Annotated in this window: 17 protein-coding genes and 1 riboswitch; of the genes, 11 read left to right on the forward strand and 6 right to left on the reverse strand. The window is 55.6% G+C overall.

All coding sequences use genetic code 11. From position 1 onward, the window contains the following. Positions 1-283 precede the first annotated feature (283 nt). The gene (gene purH / locus ACHHZ6_RS23220; protein WP_395123091.1) at positions 284-1873 is read left to right on the forward strand and encodes a bifunctional phosphoribosylaminoimidazolecarboxamide formyltransferase/IMP cyclohydrolase; all 1590 of its coding nucleotides are present in this window, start codon (positions 284-286) and stop codon (positions 1871-1873) included. Between the two features lie 15 nt (positions 1874-1888). Beyond that, positions 1889-3181: a phosphoribosylamine--glycine ligase gene (purD, locus tag ACHHZ6_RS23225; RefSeq protein WP_182273010.1), complete on the forward strand. Its 1293-nt coding sequence runs from the start codon at positions 1889-1891 to the stop codon at positions 3179-3181. A gap of 60 nt (positions 3182-3241) precedes the next feature. On the opposite strand, the gene ACHHZ6_RS23230 is transcribed toward purD, so the two are convergent. The 6 genes from ACHHZ6_RS23230 to nudC all read right to left on the reverse strand — a co-directional run bounded on the left by ACHHZ6_RS23230 (position 3242) and on the right by nudC (position 7596). Further along, positions 3242-3934, reverse strand: a complete 693-nt coding sequence (locus tag ACHHZ6_RS23230) for a DUF1481 domain-containing protein (RefSeq protein ID WP_182273011.1) — start codon at positions 3932-3934, stop codon at positions 3242-3244. An 11-nt stretch (positions 3935-3945) separates the two neighbouring features. Next, entirely contained in the window at positions 3946-4218 is a 273-nt protein-coding gene (gene hupA / locus ACHHZ6_RS23235) for a nucleoid-associated protein HU-alpha (RefSeq protein WP_002445246.1), read from the reverse strand. Between the two features lie 186 nt (positions 4219-4404). Next, positions 4405-4995 (reverse strand): YjaG family protein, encoded by a 591-nt coding sequence (locus tag ACHHZ6_RS23240; RefSeq protein ID WP_182919237.1) that lies wholly within the window; start codon positions 4993-4995, stop codon positions 4405-4407. A 41-nt stretch (positions 4996-5036) separates the two neighbouring features. After that, on the reverse strand, positions 5037-5708 hold the full coding sequence (gene nfi / locus ACHHZ6_RS23245; RefSeq protein ID WP_182273013.1) for a deoxyribonuclease V: 672 nt from the start codon (positions 5706-5708) through the stop codon (positions 5037-5039). Between the two features lie 9 nt (positions 5709-5717). Continuing rightward, entirely contained in the window at positions 5718-6782 is a 1065-nt protein-coding gene (gene hemE, locus ACHHZ6_RS23250; protein WP_182273014.1) for a uroporphyrinogen decarboxylase, read from the reverse strand. Positions 6783-6822: 40 nt separating this feature from the next. Further along, entirely contained in the window at positions 6823-7596 is a 774-nt protein-coding gene (gene nudC / locus ACHHZ6_RS23255; RefSeq protein ID WP_395123096.1) for an NAD(+) diphosphatase, read from the reverse strand. 95 nt (positions 7597-7691) lie between these two features. Between nudC and rsd the strand changes: the two genes are divergently transcribed. The 9 genes from rsd to ACHHZ6_RS23300 all read left to right on the forward strand — a co-directional run bounded on the left by rsd (position 7692) and on the right by ACHHZ6_RS23300 (position 14827). Further along, positions 7692-8189, forward strand: a complete 498-nt coding sequence (gene rsd / locus ACHHZ6_RS23260; protein ID WP_182273016.1) for a sigma D regulator — start codon at positions 7692-7694, stop codon at positions 8187-8189. 54 nt (positions 8190-8243) lie between these two features. Next, positions 8244-8352: riboswitch (TPP riboswitch) on the forward strand. 78 nt (positions 8353-8430) lie between these two features. Then, a complete protein-coding gene (gene thiC / locus ACHHZ6_RS23265; RefSeq protein ID WP_196390695.1) occupies positions 8431-10326 on the forward strand; it encodes a phosphomethylpyrimidine synthase ThiC in 1896 nt (631 codons plus the stop codon). After that, entirely contained in the window at positions 10326-10961 is a 636-nt protein-coding gene (gene thiE, locus ACHHZ6_RS23270) for a thiamine phosphate synthase (RefSeq protein ID WP_182919235.1), read from the forward strand. Before thiC ends, thiE begins: the two co-directional genes overlap by 1 nt. Further along, positions 10954-11709, forward strand: coding sequence for a HesA/MoeB/ThiF family protein (locus tag ACHHZ6_RS23275; RefSeq protein ID WP_395123099.1), 756 nt, complete (start codon positions 10954-10956; stop codon positions 11707-11709). Before thiE ends, ACHHZ6_RS23275 begins: the two co-directional genes overlap by 8 nt. Continuing rightward, the gene (thiS, locus tag ACHHZ6_RS23280) at positions 11693-11893 is read left to right on the forward strand and encodes a sulfur carrier protein ThiS (protein ID WP_182273020.1); all 201 of its coding nucleotides are present in this window, start codon (positions 11693-11695) and stop codon (positions 11891-11893) included. The genes ACHHZ6_RS23275 and thiS overlap by 17 nt, the downstream gene beginning before the upstream one ends. A gap of 1 nt (position 11894) precedes the next feature. Further along, positions 11895-12665 (forward strand): thiazole synthase, encoded by a 771-nt coding sequence (gene thiG, locus ACHHZ6_RS23285; protein WP_395123101.1) that lies wholly within the window; start codon positions 11895-11897, stop codon positions 12663-12665. Further along, on the forward strand, positions 12662-13795 hold the full coding sequence (gene thiH, locus ACHHZ6_RS23290; protein ID WP_395123102.1) for a 2-iminoacetate synthase ThiH: 1134 nt from the start codon (positions 12662-12664) through the stop codon (positions 13793-13795). Before thiG ends, thiH begins: the two co-directional genes overlap by 4 nt. A gap of 405 nt (positions 13796-14200) precedes the next feature. Beyond that, positions 14201-14506: a PTS sugar transporter subunit IIB gene (locus ACHHZ6_RS23295; protein WP_182273023.1), complete on the forward strand. Its 306-nt coding sequence runs from the start codon at positions 14201-14203 to the stop codon at positions 14504-14506. Between the two features lie 3 nt (positions 14507-14509). After that, the gene (locus ACHHZ6_RS23300; RefSeq protein ID WP_182273024.1) at positions 14510-14827 is read left to right on the forward strand and encodes a PTS lactose/cellobiose transporter subunit IIA; all 318 of its coding nucleotides are present in this window, start codon (positions 14510-14512) and stop codon (positions 14825-14827) included.

Raw genomic sequence — 14827 nt, forward strand, 5'->3', positions numbered from 1 at the left:
GTCGATGGAGGCGCATTATAGGGAGTTCTCGTGCCGCTGCAACTGCTAAATGACAGAAAAATGACTGACTGCTGCATTCCCCAGCAAAACCCCGCCTTATACCCTTTTACACACAGACTTATCCACAATGATACGAAAAAGTGAAAATGTGCGAGCGTTGCGCAAACGTTTTCGTTAAAATGCCCGCGCTGAACAAGGATGCCCTGTCAGGTGTGTTAGATGAGTTTTCCGATGGAAAATTCATCTAACGCTCTCTGTAATCGTGAAATCCAGGGGATTTACCATGCAACAACGTCGTCCAGTCCGCCGTGCTCTGCTCAGTGTTTCTGATAAAGCCGGTATCGTCGAATTCGCTCAGGCACTTTCTGCACGTGGTGTGGAGCTGCTTTCTACAGGTGGTACCGCTCGCCTGTTAGCAGATAAAGGTCTGCCGGTAACCGAAGTGTCCGATTACACCGGTTTCCCGGAAATGATGGATGGACGCGTCAAGACTCTGCACCCGAAAGTGCATGGCGGTATTCTTGGCCGTCGCGGTCAGGACGACGGTATTATGGAAAAACACAATATCGCGCCAATCGACATGGTCGTCGTTAACCTGTACCCGTTCGCTCAGACCGTTGCCCGCGAAGGCTGCTCTCTGGAAGATGCCGTTGAGAATATCGATATCGGCGGCCCAACGATGGTTCGCTCCGCAGCCAAGAACCATAAAGATGTGGCTATTGTGGTGAAGAGCAGCGACTACAACACCATTATTAACGAGATGGATGCTAACGAAGGGTCCCTGACTCTGGATACCCGTTTCGACCTCGCCATTAAAGCATTTGAGCACACCGCCGCTTACGACAGCATGATCGCTAACTACTTCGGTAGCCTGGTCCCGGCTTACCATGGCGAAAGCAACGAACCCTCTGGTCGCTTCCCACGTACCCTGAACCTGAACTTCATTAAGAAGCAGGATATGCGTTACGGCGAGAACAGCCACCAGCAGGCTGCCTTCTATATAGAAGAAGAGGTAAAAGAAGCCTCTGTTGCCACTGCTCAGCAAGTTCAGGGCAAGGCGCTCTCCTATAACAACATTGCTGATACCGACGCCGCACTCGAGTGCGTGAAAGAGTTCAGCGAGCCAGCCTGCGTTATCGTGAAGCACGCGAACCCTTGCGGCGTAGCGGTAAGCACCTCAATTCTGGATGCCTACGATCGCGCGTACAAAACCGACCCAACCTCTGCGTTCGGCGGCATTATCGCCTTCAACCGCGAGCTGGATGCCGAAACCGCGCAGGCCATTATTTCTCGCCAGTTTGTTGAAGTGATCATCGCGCCATCCGCATCAGAAGAAGCCCTGAAAATCACGGCCGCTAAACAGAACGTGCGCGTGCTGGTTTGTGGTCAGTGGGCGGAGCGTGTTTCAGGTCTGGATTTCAAACGCGTAAACGGCGGTCTGCTGGTTCAGGATCGCGATCTGGGTATGGTGTCTGGAGCCTACCTGCGCGTGGTGACCAAACGTCAGCCGACCGAACAAGAGCTGCGTGATGCGCTGTTCTGCTGGAAAGTGGCGAAGTTCGTCAAATCCAACGCCATTGTCTACGCGAAAGAGAATATGACCATCGGGATAGGCGCAGGCCAGATGAGCCGCGTCTACTCTGCAAAAATCGCGGGTATTAAAGCCGGTGACGAAGGCCTGGAAGTGAAAGGTTCCGCAATGGCCTCTGACGCCTTCTTCCCGTTCCGTGATGGTATCGACGCAGCTGCGGCTGTAGGCATCACCTGTGTGATCCAGCCTGGCGGTTCTATCCGCGATGACGAAGTGATTGCCGCCGCCGACGAACACGGCATTGCGATGATCTTCACCGACATGCGCCACTTCCGCCATTAATCCACGGAGCAGAAAATGAAAGTATTAGTGATTGGTAACGGCGGGCGCGAGCACGCCCTGGCGTGGAAGGCGGCACAGTCACCGCTGGTGAAAACTGTATTTGTGGCACCAGGTAACGCCGGCACTGCGCTGGAACCCGCTCTGCAGAACGTTGCCATCGGCGTGACCGATATCCCGGCGCTGCTGAGCTTTGCCCAGAACGAAAAAGTCGATCTGACCATCGTCGGCCCGGAAGCTCCGCTGGTAATTGGGGTTGTGGATGCGTTCCGCGCTGCAGGCCTGAAAATCTTCGGCCCGACGGAAGGTGCCGCGCAGCTGGAAGGCTCTAAAGCCTTTACCAAGGATTTCCTCGCGCGCCACAACATCCCGACAGCGGAATATCAGAACTTCACCGAAGTGGAGCCTGCCCTCGCTTACTTACGTGAAAAAGGTGCCCCGATTGTCATCAAGGCCGACGGCCTGGCTGCCGGTAAAGGCGTTATCGTCGCGATGACCCTCGAAGAAGCGGAAGCTGCGGTTCAGGATATGCTGGCAGGCAACGCCTTTGGTGATGCAGGCCACCGCATCGTGATTGAAGAGTTCCTCGACGGCGAAGAGGCGAGCTTTATCGTGATGGTCGATGGCGAACACGTTCTGCCGATGGCCACCAGCCAGGATCATAAGCGCGTTGGCAATGCAGACACCGGCCCGAATACCGGTGGTATGGGCGCATACTCTCCTGCTCCGGTGGTCACTGATGAAGTGCATCAGCGCACGATGGATCGCATCATCTGGCCTACTGTAAAAGGCATGGCGGCGGAAGGTAATACCTACACCGGTTTCCTTTATGCAGGTCTGATGATCGACAAGCAGGGCAACCCGAAGGTGATCGAATTCAACTGCCGCTTTGGCGATCCGGAAACACAACCCATTATGCTGCGCATGAAATCCGATCTGGTGGATCTCTGCCTGGCAGCCTGCGAAGGCAAGCTGGACGAGAGAACCTCCGAGTGGGACGAACGTGCTTCTCTGGGCGTGGTGATTGCTGCGGGTGGTTATCCGGGTAACTACAACACCGGCGATGAGATCCACGGTTTACCACTGGAAGAAGCTGAAGGTGCGAAGGTGTTCCATGCGGGCACTACGCTGTCTGACGACGATCGCGTACTGACTAACGGTGGCCGCGTACTGTGTGCTACCGCGCTGGGTCATACCGTTGCAGAAGCACAGAAGCGTGCCTATGCGCTGATGGCAGATATTCACTGGAACGGCAGCTTTAGCCGCCAGGACATTGGCTATCGCGCGATTGCGCGTGAGCAAGGCGAGTAAGGGAGCGGTCAGCGTCCCCCCCACGCTACCCCTCTCCCCGTGCGGGAGAGGGGTATTACGTCAAAAACTTTTTTCTTTCGGCTGCCAGGTGCAGAAGTCTTCATTCGCCACCAGCAACAGCTGCGAACCTTCCGGCGCTTCAAGCCACGCCAAACTCACTTCCATTGATGAATGACTCTGACGACGCTGGATGTGCGCGGTTGCCCAGGATTCGAACTCAGGCTTCATCGTCTGCCCTTCGCAGGTGGTTACTGTACCATCGGCATGCCAGCGCCCCTGCTGCAACACAACGCGTCCCTGACGCAGCGCATCGCTGGTCTGACGGATTTGTTCAGCACGGTAACGGTAGAGGGCGATTTGATCGCTGGAGAGTTGCTGTTTTTGACCGCTGACTTCACGCTGCATAAAACTCAGTTCACCGTGGTCATCAAAACGCACTTTTACGTGCTCAGGGGTCTTGCCGTAGACATTCAGCTCAATCAGTGACAGGTCATCCCCCTGCCAGCGGTACTCTGCGGTCGACGTATTGCCGTTATGCCACGGACTGAAAGCGGAAAGCAGATGAACTTCACCGCCGGAATCTTTGCGCCAGATCCTGACCGCCCCGTGGTTGTCAACGTAACCGCTGGCGGTAAACGGTGGGAGGGAGGAGTCGTGGCTACAGGCTGACAGCAACAGCATGCCTGCCAGCGCGAGCGTTCCACGCCAGAAAGACAAAAGGGGCGTTCCCGCCCCTTCGTTAAAACTGTTCACTGCCACGCGTCTTACTTAACAGCGTCTTTCAGTGCTTTACCAGAAACAAACGCCGGAACGTTAGCAGCGGCGATTTTGATTTCTTTACCGGTCTGCGGGTTGCGGCCAGTACGCTCAGCGCGGTGGTTCACTTTGAAGGTACCGAAACCAACCAGTTGTACAGCATCGCCTTCTTTCAGAGACTCAGTAATAGCAGCCAGGGTAGATTCCAGAGCAGCTTTAGCCTGCACTTTAGACAGATCAGCCTTGTCCGCAATTACATCAATCAGTTGAGTCTTGTTCATAAGTTATCCTTTCAATGTGTTTATCGCTTGCTAAGCATCGAGTGCGACGAAAATGCCAAAAAAGCACTCTCCTGCATACACGCACCGATAGCCACTTTTTTTCGCCCCCCAAATGTAGACCAGACGGGGGGCGAAAGGGAAGAGTCGAGGAGCGACAAAACAGGCGTTAAATCACGTTTTGTTGTCTCATTGGTTAAAAATTATACCAATATTACTTTCGCCGGCCTCACGTAAGTCCGCGCGCAGCCCTTTTATCAGCTCAATATCGCGTTCTTCACACTCTGCCAGCAGGCGGAAAATTTCCCACTGGATGTCCCATTCCTGTTCTACCGCCGGGTTAGCGCGCAGCTCTTCCTCCGTCATCTCGCGGCCTTCCTGAGTCATTTCCAGCATCGCTACGCTAGTAATAGATGCCTTACTGACTTCAATGGCATGTTCCAGGGTTTCACCACTCAGACGGGAGTGGATCAGCTCGCTTAACGCCACGCAGGCATCTATTGCCGGATAAACACCATACAGGTCGAAATCATCAGCCGCAGGGATAGCTTCTTCCAGCTTTTCAAGCTGAGAGTCGAAGTTCACCTTCGCATCTTTCACCGTTAGCGTTTCCCAGATCAGATCCAGAATACGACGATAGATATGGCCATCACCAAAGCCCGTCTGCTTGCAGAACGTGGCATAGTTGGGATACATGCGCTCGCACAGGCAAGCCATAAAGGTGACGTGTTGCCAGCTTTCCAGCTTCTCAAGGCGCAGATGAATCGGGTTTTGTAACATGATGATGTCTCGAATCGAAAATTAGCGGCAGTTTACCTGAATCATGACTGAATTTCCTGCCAACGAACAAATGCCGGACGCGAGGAGGCAACAGCATCAGCCCAGCGCGTCGGCTCCGGTAACCGGTAGCCTTTTGTACAGCGCTGTACCCATGCCAGAGCGCTATCCATACTCACCCGGTGACCGGTGGAAATAAATAGCGGATTACAGCGTGCTTTGCTGCGCCAGACCCACGCCAGCTGTTCGCCTTTATCCGTGAGCGCTGCCAGAGCACCTGGTTCGGCGGAAAGCGGCTCAAACGCGCCACACAGGCGTTTCTTCGCCACGCCAATCGTGGGCACACCCGCCAGCAGACCGAAATGGCTGGCAACACCTAAACGGCGCGGGTGGGAGATACCGTGCCCATCGACAAACAGCAGGTCGGGCTTTTGCGAGAGTTGTTCCCACGCGGCAAGCAGCGCAGGATATTCGCGAAAGGAGAGAAAGCCAGGAATGTAGGGCATGGTGGTGGCGATACGCGCCACCTGGTACTCCACCAGCTCAAGCGAGGGATACTTCAGCAGCACCATCGCCGCTCGCGTCACTTCTCCACCCTGCTCAAACCCCACATCGGCACCGCCAATATACTGCGGGGGATCCTTATCCAGACGATCCTCGCGGCAAACTGATGAAGCCAGTTCTACCTGTTGAGCGCGTAATGACGCGAGATCCATAACCACTCCTTACTGGTGGTATTGCGCAGAAAGCCGGTGTACCGCCTCCACAAACGCGCCAGCATGCTCTGGCGGCACATCCTGATGAATGCCGTGACCAAGGTTGAACACGTGACCTTCACCCTGACCAAAGCCCGCCAGAATAGTGGCCACCTCTTCTTCAATACGGGCGGGCGGTGCATAAAGCATGGACGGATCCATATTGCCCTGCAGCGCCACTTTGTCACCTACACGACGACGCGCATCGGCGATATCGGTGCTCCAGTCGAGTCCCAGTGCATCGCAGCCGGTTGCGGCCATTGCTTCCAGCCACTGGCCGCCACCTTTGGTGAACAGTGTGACAGGTACGCGTCGGCCTTCGTTTTCACGCAACAGGCCATCGACAATTTTATGCATGTAGTAGAGCGAGAACTGCTGATAATCACGCCCGGTCAGCACGCCGCCCCAGGTGTCAAAAATCATCACCGATTGCGCACCCGCTTTAATCTGCGCGTTGAGATAAAGGGTGACGCTTTTTGCCAGCTTATCGAGCAGCGCATGCAGAGCCGAAGGCTCGGCATACATCATCTTTTTAATCACGGTAAAGGCTTTACTGCTACCGCCTTCAACCATATAGGTTGCCAGCGTCCACGGGCTGCCGGAGAAGCCAATCAGCGGCACTTCACCCTTCAGCTCGCGGCGAATAGTGCGTACCGCGTTCATCACATAGCCCAGTTCCTGCTCGGGATCCGGAACGGGTAGCTTATCAACATCGGCTTTGCTCTTAATCGGGGAGGTGAAACGTGGGCCTTCACCCGTTTCGAAGTACAGGCCCAGACCCATTGCATCCGGAATGGTCAGAATGTCCGAAAAGAGAATGGCAGCATCCAGCGGGAAGCGGCGCAGCGGCTGAAGCGTCACCTCACAGGCCAGCTCGGCATTTTTGCACAGCGACATAAAATCGCCGGCCTGCGCACGCGTGGCTTTGTACTCTGGCAGATAGCGTCCCGCCTGGCGCATCATCCACACCGGGGTGACATCAACGGGCTGGCGCAGCAGCGCACGCAGATAACGATCGTTCTTCAGTTCGGTCATTTTTGCAGTTCCTTAAGCGTCATGGCCTCAGTGTATCATGTCACTCATCATCAGCCCGACACATTGCTACGGTATCTTCTATTAGCCGACGTGCCACGGTACCCGGTGGCGGTAGCAGCGGTAAATCATCGTAACGATACCAGTTCGCTTCCAGCAGTTCTTTTTGGTCGATAACAATCTCACCGCTGTCGTATTCCGCCATAAACGCCGTCATCAGCGACTGCGGGAACGGCCACGGTTGTGACGTCACGTAACGCAGATTTTTGACCTTAATACCACTCTCCTCCATCACTTCACGCGCCACTGCCTGTTCCAGCGTTTCACCCACTTCGACGAACCCGGCCAGTACGGTATGCACGCCGTTGCGATGTCGGGTATGTTGCGCCAGCAGGATGGCGTCATCACGACGAATTGCGACGATAATGCACGGTGCAATCTGCGGGTAGTAGCGTTCACGGCAGTGACTGCAGAGCATCGCCCACTCGGTTTTGCTCGGATGCATGGTATGGCCGCAGTAGCCACAGTATTTGTGTGAGCGATAAAACTCCGCCAGTTGCACACCCCGCCCCGCCAGCTGGAATAACCCGACCTCAAGATCGAGCACCTGACGAACGGATCCCATCTCCTGACGACGAGACCGCTGGATCAACCACACAGAATCGCCCTGCCACTCGCCGATCATTAGTGCGGAGTAGCCCACAAGATCGAACTTTTCCGCCGCGCCGTAGGGTATTTCCCCGGCAGGCAGCCATAATTTTTGTTCGTGGCAGACTAACCACCAACCGAGATCTGATTTTTCAATAATACGATCCATATCTATTGCACTACCTTTGCTTCACTGACATGTTGTTAGCATTGTGGTTACATTTTGGGTAAGCAGATTCAATTTTAAACCTTGTGGGGTCGAACATGTTAAACCAGCTAGAAAGTCTGACTGAGCGCGTTAGAGGAAATAACAAACTGGTGGATCGCTGGCTACATGTGCGCAAGCATCTACTCGTGGTTTATTACAATCTGGTCGGTATTAAGCCTGGCAAAGAATCCTGGATGCGGCTGAATGAAAAAGCGCTGGACGATTTTTGTCAGAGCCTGGTCGACTACCTGTCCGACGGCCATTTCAATATTTATGAACGTATTATCCGTGAAATGGAAGGTACCAGCCCATTTTTAGCGGCAAGCAAACTCTATCCGCTGCTGGAAGCCAATACCCAGCAGATTATGGATTACTATGATTCCACGCTCGGGAATGCTATCAATCACGATAACTATCTTGAGTTCCAGAAGGTGCTGTCCGATCTCGGAGAGGCGCTGGAAGAGCGCTTCACGCTGGAAGACAAACTTATCGCCCTTGTGCTTGATAACGATCTGAAGGCCAGCAACGAAGAGAACATCGCGCGACCTGCTTGAGTTCTTCGTCGTTAACGAGTAATTTACATTCATTCACCCCTCTTCGGAGGGGGATTTTTCTTGTCGGAGTGCCCAGAGCGAAAGCCGGGCTGAGACCGTTAATTCGGGATCCGCGGAACCTGATCAGGCTAATACCTGCGAAGGGAACAAGAGTCAAACTGCTGTTGTATCGCCTCAGGGCGATCTCCTCTTGCTTCATCCGTCGTCTGACAAGCCATGTCCTTCACTTTTGGAATGAGCTATGTCTACAACTAAACTGACCCGCCGCGAGCAGCGCGCACAAGCACAACACTTTATCGACACCCTGGAAGGCAGTGCTTTCCCGAACTCGAACCGTATTTACATCACCGGCTCGCAGGCGGATATCCGTGTCCCAATGCGCGAAATTCAGCTCAGTCCTACCCTCATCGGTGGGAGCAAAGAAAACCCGCAGTTTGAGGACAACGAAGCCGTACCGGTGTACGACACCTCCGGTCCGTACGGCGACCCTGATGTTGCTATTAACGTTCAGCAGGGTCTGGCGAAGCTACGCCAGCCGTGGATTGACGCCCGTCACGACAGTGAAGAACTGACCATCCGTAGCTCTCACTACACCCAAGAACGCCTGGCTGACGATGGTCTGGACGAGCTACGTTTTACCGGCCTGCTGACGCCAAAACGCGCCAAAGCGGGCAAATGCGTGACCCAGCTGCACTACGCGCGCCAGGGTATCGTCACCCCGGAGATGGAGTTCATCGCCATTCGTGAAAACATGGGTCGCGAGCGCATCCGCAGCGAAGTGCTGCGCCACCAGCATCCTGGCGAAGGCTTTGGTGCTCGCCTGCCAGAAAACATCACGCCAGAATTTGTGCGTGACGAAGTGGCCGCTGGCCGTGCGATTATTCCCGCCAACATTAACCACCCGGAATCGGAACCGATGATCATCGGTCGTAACTTCCTGGTGAAGGTCAACGCCAACATCGGTAACTCTGCGGTCACCTCCTCCATTGAAGAAGAGGTGGAAAAACTGGTCTGGTCAACACGCTGGGGCGCGGACACCGTTATGGATCTCTCCACCGGGCGTTATATCCACGAAACGCGTGAGTGGATCCTGCGTAACAGCCCGGTACCCATTGGTACGGTTCCAGTCTATCAGGCGCTGGAGAAGGTCAATGGCATCGCGGAAAACCTCACCTGGGAAGCCTTCCGCGATACCCTGCTGGAACAGGCGGAACAGGGTGTGGACTACTTCACCATTCACGCAGGCGTACTGCTGCGCTACGTGCCAATGACCGCCAAACGCCTGACGGGTATTGTTTCTCGCGGCGGCTCAATTATGGCGAAGTGGTGCCTGTCGCACCATCAGGAAAATTTCCTCTACGAACACTTCCGCGAAATCTGCGAAATCTGTGCCGCCTATGACGTTTCACTCTCTCTGGGCGATGGTCTGCGTCCGGGCTCCATTCGTGATGCGAACGATGAAGCACAGTTTGCCGAACTGCACACGCTGGGCGAGCTGACCAAAATCGCCTGGGAGTATGACGTACAGGTGATGATTGAAGGCCCGGGGCATGTGCCGATGCAGATGATCCGCCGCAACATGACCGAAGAGCTGGAGCACTGCCACGAAGCACCGTTCTACACCCTCGGGCCACTGACGACCGATATCGCGCCGGGCTACGACCACTTTACCTCCGGGATTGGTGCCGCAATGATCGGCTGGTTCGGCTGCGCCATGCTCTGCTACGTGACGCCAAAAGAGCACCTGGGTCTGCCCAACAAAGAGGACGTGAAACAGGGGCTGATCACCTACAAAATCGCTGCCCACGCAGCTGACCTGGCTAAAGGTCACCCGGGTGCGCAAATCCGCGACAATGCCATGTCGAAGGCGCGTTTTGAATTCCGCTGGGAAGACCAGTTCAACCTGGCGCTCGACCCGTTCACTGCCCGCGCCTATCACGACGAAACCCTGCCGCAGGAGTCCGGTAAAGTGGCGCACTTCTGCTCCATGTGCGGGCCAAAATTCTGCTCGATGAAGATCAGCCAGGAAGTCCGTGATTATGCTGCTACGCAGGCGATTGAAGTCGGCATGGCGGACATGTCGGAAAACTTCCGCGCCAAAGGCGGTGAAATCTACCTCAAAAAAGAGGAAGCATAATGTACCAGCCCGATTTCCCGCCCGTCCCCTTCCGCTTAGGACTTTACCCGGTGGTGGATAGCGTGGAGTGGATCGCACGCCTGCTGGAGGCAGGTGTTCGCACGATTCAGCTGCGTATCAAAGATAAGCGCGATGAAGAGGTGGAGACTGATGTAGCCGCAGCCATCGCGCTGGGGCGTCAATATGACGCCCGCCTGTTTATCAACGATTACTGGCGTCTGGCAATTAAGCACCAGGCTTATGGCGTGCATCTGGGTCAGGAAGATCTGGAGACGACTGACCTCAACGCGATCCGCGAAGCGGGTCTGCGTCTGGGCGTATCAACGCATGACGATATGGAGATCGACATCGCGCTGGCGGCTCGTCCTTCCTACATTGCGCTTGGGCACGTCTTCCCGACACAAACCAAGCAGATGCCTTCCGCGCCACAAGGATTGGCACAGCTGGCAGCACACGTAAAACGCCTTGCGGATCACCCGACTGTCGCTATCGGCGGGATTAGCCTTGAGCGCGCCCCTGCCGTGCTGGACACGGGCGTCGGCAGTATTGCCGTCGTCAGCGCCATCACTCAGGCAACAGACTGGCAGGCCGCCACCGCCCAGCTTTTACAGCTGGCAGGAGCAGGCGATGAATGACCACGACTTTATGCGCTACAGCCGCCAGATCCTGCTGGAGGATATCGCCATTGACGGGCAGCAAAAGCTGCTCGCCAGCCGGGTGCTGATTGTCGGCCTCGGTGGATTAGGCGCACCTGCCGCACTTTATCTGGCAGGTGCAGGCGTCGGCACACTGGTGCTGGCCGATGACGATGATGTGCATATCAGTAATCTGCAGCGGCAAATCCTTTTTACCACCGAGGACATCAACCAACCCAAAGCGCGTATCACCCTGCAGCGGCTGAACCAGTTGAACCCGGATATCACACTGATTGCGTTACAGGAGCGGCTTAGCGGTGAAAACCTGCGGCGTGAAGTCGCCCTTGCCGACGTGGTGCTGGACTGTACTGACAATATGGCAACGCGTCAGGCCATCAATGCGGCCTGCGTGGCGCAGAACACGCCGCTTATTACTGCCAGCGCGGTTGGATTCGGCGGGCAGATGATGGTGCTGACACCACCGTGGACACAGGGGTGCTATCGCTGTCTGTGGCCGGATGATGCCGAACCCGAGCGCAACTGCCGCACGGCCGGTATTCTTGGCCCCGTGGTGGGCATGATGGGCACCTTGCAGGCGCTGGAAACCATCAAGCTGCTCAGCGGCATGGAGACGGAACGCAATACGCTGCGGCTGTTTGACGCCCGCTCCAGCGGCTGGCGGCACCTGGCACTCCATCGCGCCAGCCACTGTCCGGTATGTGGGGGCCACGATGCGCATTCTGTTTAACGATGAGCCAATGAAGTGCGATGAGGGTCTGACCGTCTCCGTGCTGCTCGACAAGCTGTGTCAGCTTAAACCGGGAACGGCGCTGGCGCTCAATCAACAGATCCTGCCGCGCGAGCAGTGGGAACATCAGCAGGTGAGCGAAGGCGATCAAATCCTGCTGTTTCAGGTTATCGCAGGGGGATGAGATGTTACGTATTGCCGATAAAACCTTTGATTCACATCTGTTTACCGGAACCGGAAAATTCGCCTCTCCGCAGCTGATGGTTGATGCCATCCGTGAAAGCGGCAGCCAGCTGGTCACGCTGGCGCTGAAGCGTGTGGATCTGCGCCATCGCAGTGACGCCATTCTGGCACCGTTACTGGAGGCGGGCGTTACGCTCTTGCCAAACACCTCCGGCGCGAAAACGGCTGAGGAGGCAATATTTGCCGCCCAGCTGGCACGTGAAGCACTCGGCACACACTGGCTGAAGCTGGAAATTCACCCGGATGCCCGCTGGTTGTTGCCCGATCCTATCGAAACCCTGAAAGCGGCTGAAAAACTGGTTCAGCTTGGGTTTACCGTCCTGCCCTACTGCGGAGCCGATCCGGTGCTGTGCAAGCGTCTGGAAGACGTCGGCTGTGCTGCCGTCATGCCGCTGGGCGCACCTATCGGTTCCAACCAGGGGCTGGAAACCCGCGCAATGCTGGAGATCATCATTGAACAAGCCACCGTGCCCGTCGTCGTTGATGCAGGCATTGGTGTGCCAAGCCATGCAACACAGGCGCTGGAAATGGGTGCCGATGCCGTACTGGTGAATACGGCGATTGCCGTAGCCGACGATCCGGTCATAATGGCACGCGCATTCCGCATGGCGGTGGAAGCCGGTCTTCTGGCAAGACAGTCTGGCCCCGGCTCGCGCAGTTTTCAGGCGCAAGCCACCAGCCCGCTGACCGGTTTTCTGGAGGCGCTCTCATGACCACCTTTGCCGAGCGCTGGCGGCAGCTTGACTGGGACGACATTGCCCTGCGCATCAACAGCAAAACGCATGCTGATGTAGAGCGCGCGTTAAATGCCCGCCATCTGACCCGTGAGGACATGATGGCACTGCTTTCTCCGGCAGCCAGCGCATACCTTGAACCGATGGCACAGCGTGCCCAGCGGCTCACCCGGCAGCGTTTTGGCAATACGGTAAGCTTTTACGTGCCGCTCTATCTCTCTAACCTGTGCGCCAATGACTGTACCTACTGTGGTTTTTCCATGAGCAACCACATCAAGCGTAAAACGCTCGATGAGAGCGAAATTGCGCGCGAATGTGCGGCCATCCGCGAAATGGGTTTTGAGCATCTGTTGCTGGTCACCGGTGAACATCAGGGCAAAGTTGGGATGGACTATTTCCGTCAGCATCTTCCGGCCATTCGCCGGGAGTTCGCATCGTTACAAATGGAAGTGCAGCCTCTGTCACAGGATGAATACGCGGAGCTCAAAACCCTCGGGCTGGACGGTGTGATGGTTTATCAGGAAACCTACCATGAGGCGACATACGCCCGGCATCACCTGAAGGGGAAGAAACAGGATTTCTTCTTCCGGCTGGAGACGCCGGACAGGCTGGGACGCGCCGGGATCGACAAAATCGGTCTTGGCGCGCTGACCGGGCTGTCTGACAGCTGGCGGGTGGACTGTTATATGGTGGCAGAGCATCTGCTGTGGCTACAGCAACACTACTGGCAAAGCCGTTACTCCGTCTCTTTCCCCCGCTTACGCCCATGTACGGGAGGGATTGAACCGGCCTCGCTGATGGATGAACGCCAGTTGGTGCAAACCATCTGCGCGTTTCGCCTGCTCGCCCCGGAGGTCGAATTATCCCTCTCAACGCGCGAATCACCGGCGTTTCGTGACCGCGTGATCCCGCTGGCGATTAACAACGTCAGCGCGTTTTCCAAAACGCAGCCTGGGGGCTATGCCGACGATCATCCAGAGCTGGAACAGTTTACCCCACATGACGGACGACGCCCGGAAGCGGTAGCAGAAGCCCTGGCCGCGCAAGGGTTACAGCCTGTCTGGAAAGACTGGGACAGTTGGCTGGGAAGAGCCTCGCAATTGCGTTGAAACACCATGCAAGCGCGCTGAAAGATTACGAGTCAGCTCGTGATGTCAGAACCGGGGGATTGTCAGATATCACCCGGTTTTTTTATTCTTATTCCGTCAGCAACGGATGCTGGCCAGGGCGAAAAACCTCTTCCTCGTTTCGCCCTGCCTCTGACATCACGCAATGCTTACCGATACCGCGAAACAGCCGCGAAAAACGACATTATCCGAACGTCCAGCAGTTCATCCTCCACCTTTCAGCGTACCCATTTTACCGGCCATATGACTCTTCGCTGTAAAATTGTAACCGGTTTCAGAAAATCACCCATTTCTTTGTGATGCCTGACACACAATCGCGGTAAAGCGGTTGTTGAAGCGGTCTGCACGAGATAATTATCAATAAACACATGTAGATCGAGGCTGATTATGAAGAACATCGTTTTATGCTGTGCAGCGGGAATGTCAACCAGCATGCTGGTGCAACGTATGAAAGATGCCGCGCAGAAAAAAGGGGTTGAAGTCACCATTAAAGCCGTTCCGGTCGCGGAGTTTAAAGACAACATCGCGGCGGCCGACATCGTATTACTGGGACCACAGGTTAAATACGAGCAGGCAAAACTTCAGGCTCAAGCCGACCCGTTGGGTAAAAAGGTCGCAGTCATCGACATGATGGATTACGGCATGATGAAAGGTGATGTCGTACTGGAAAAAGCGCTCAAACTACTGGAGTGACCCGTGGAAGATTTAGAAACAACAATCATGGAACTGCTGGTCAACGCAGGTGCAGCGCGCAGTGCTGCCCTGACGGCATTGCAGATGGCACGCAAAGGTGACTTTGAGGAAGCCGAAAAGGCGATGGAAGAGTCGCGCGAATATGTGAAGCATGCGCACACGATCCAGACGCAGCTCATTGGGCTTGATGAAGGTACCGGGAAGCTGCCGGTTAACCTGATCACCGTCCACTCTCAGGATCACCTGATGAACGCGATGGTCATCCAGGATCTGGCAGGCGATATGATTGAGCTTTATCGTCGGCTGCCGCTGATTAACTGA

The organism is Enterobacter cloacae complex sp. 2024EL-00214, assembly GCF_043945575.1.
Classification (GTDB): Bacteria; Pseudomonadota; Gammaproteobacteria; order Enterobacterales; family Enterobacteriaceae; genus Enterobacter; species Enterobacter cloacae_P.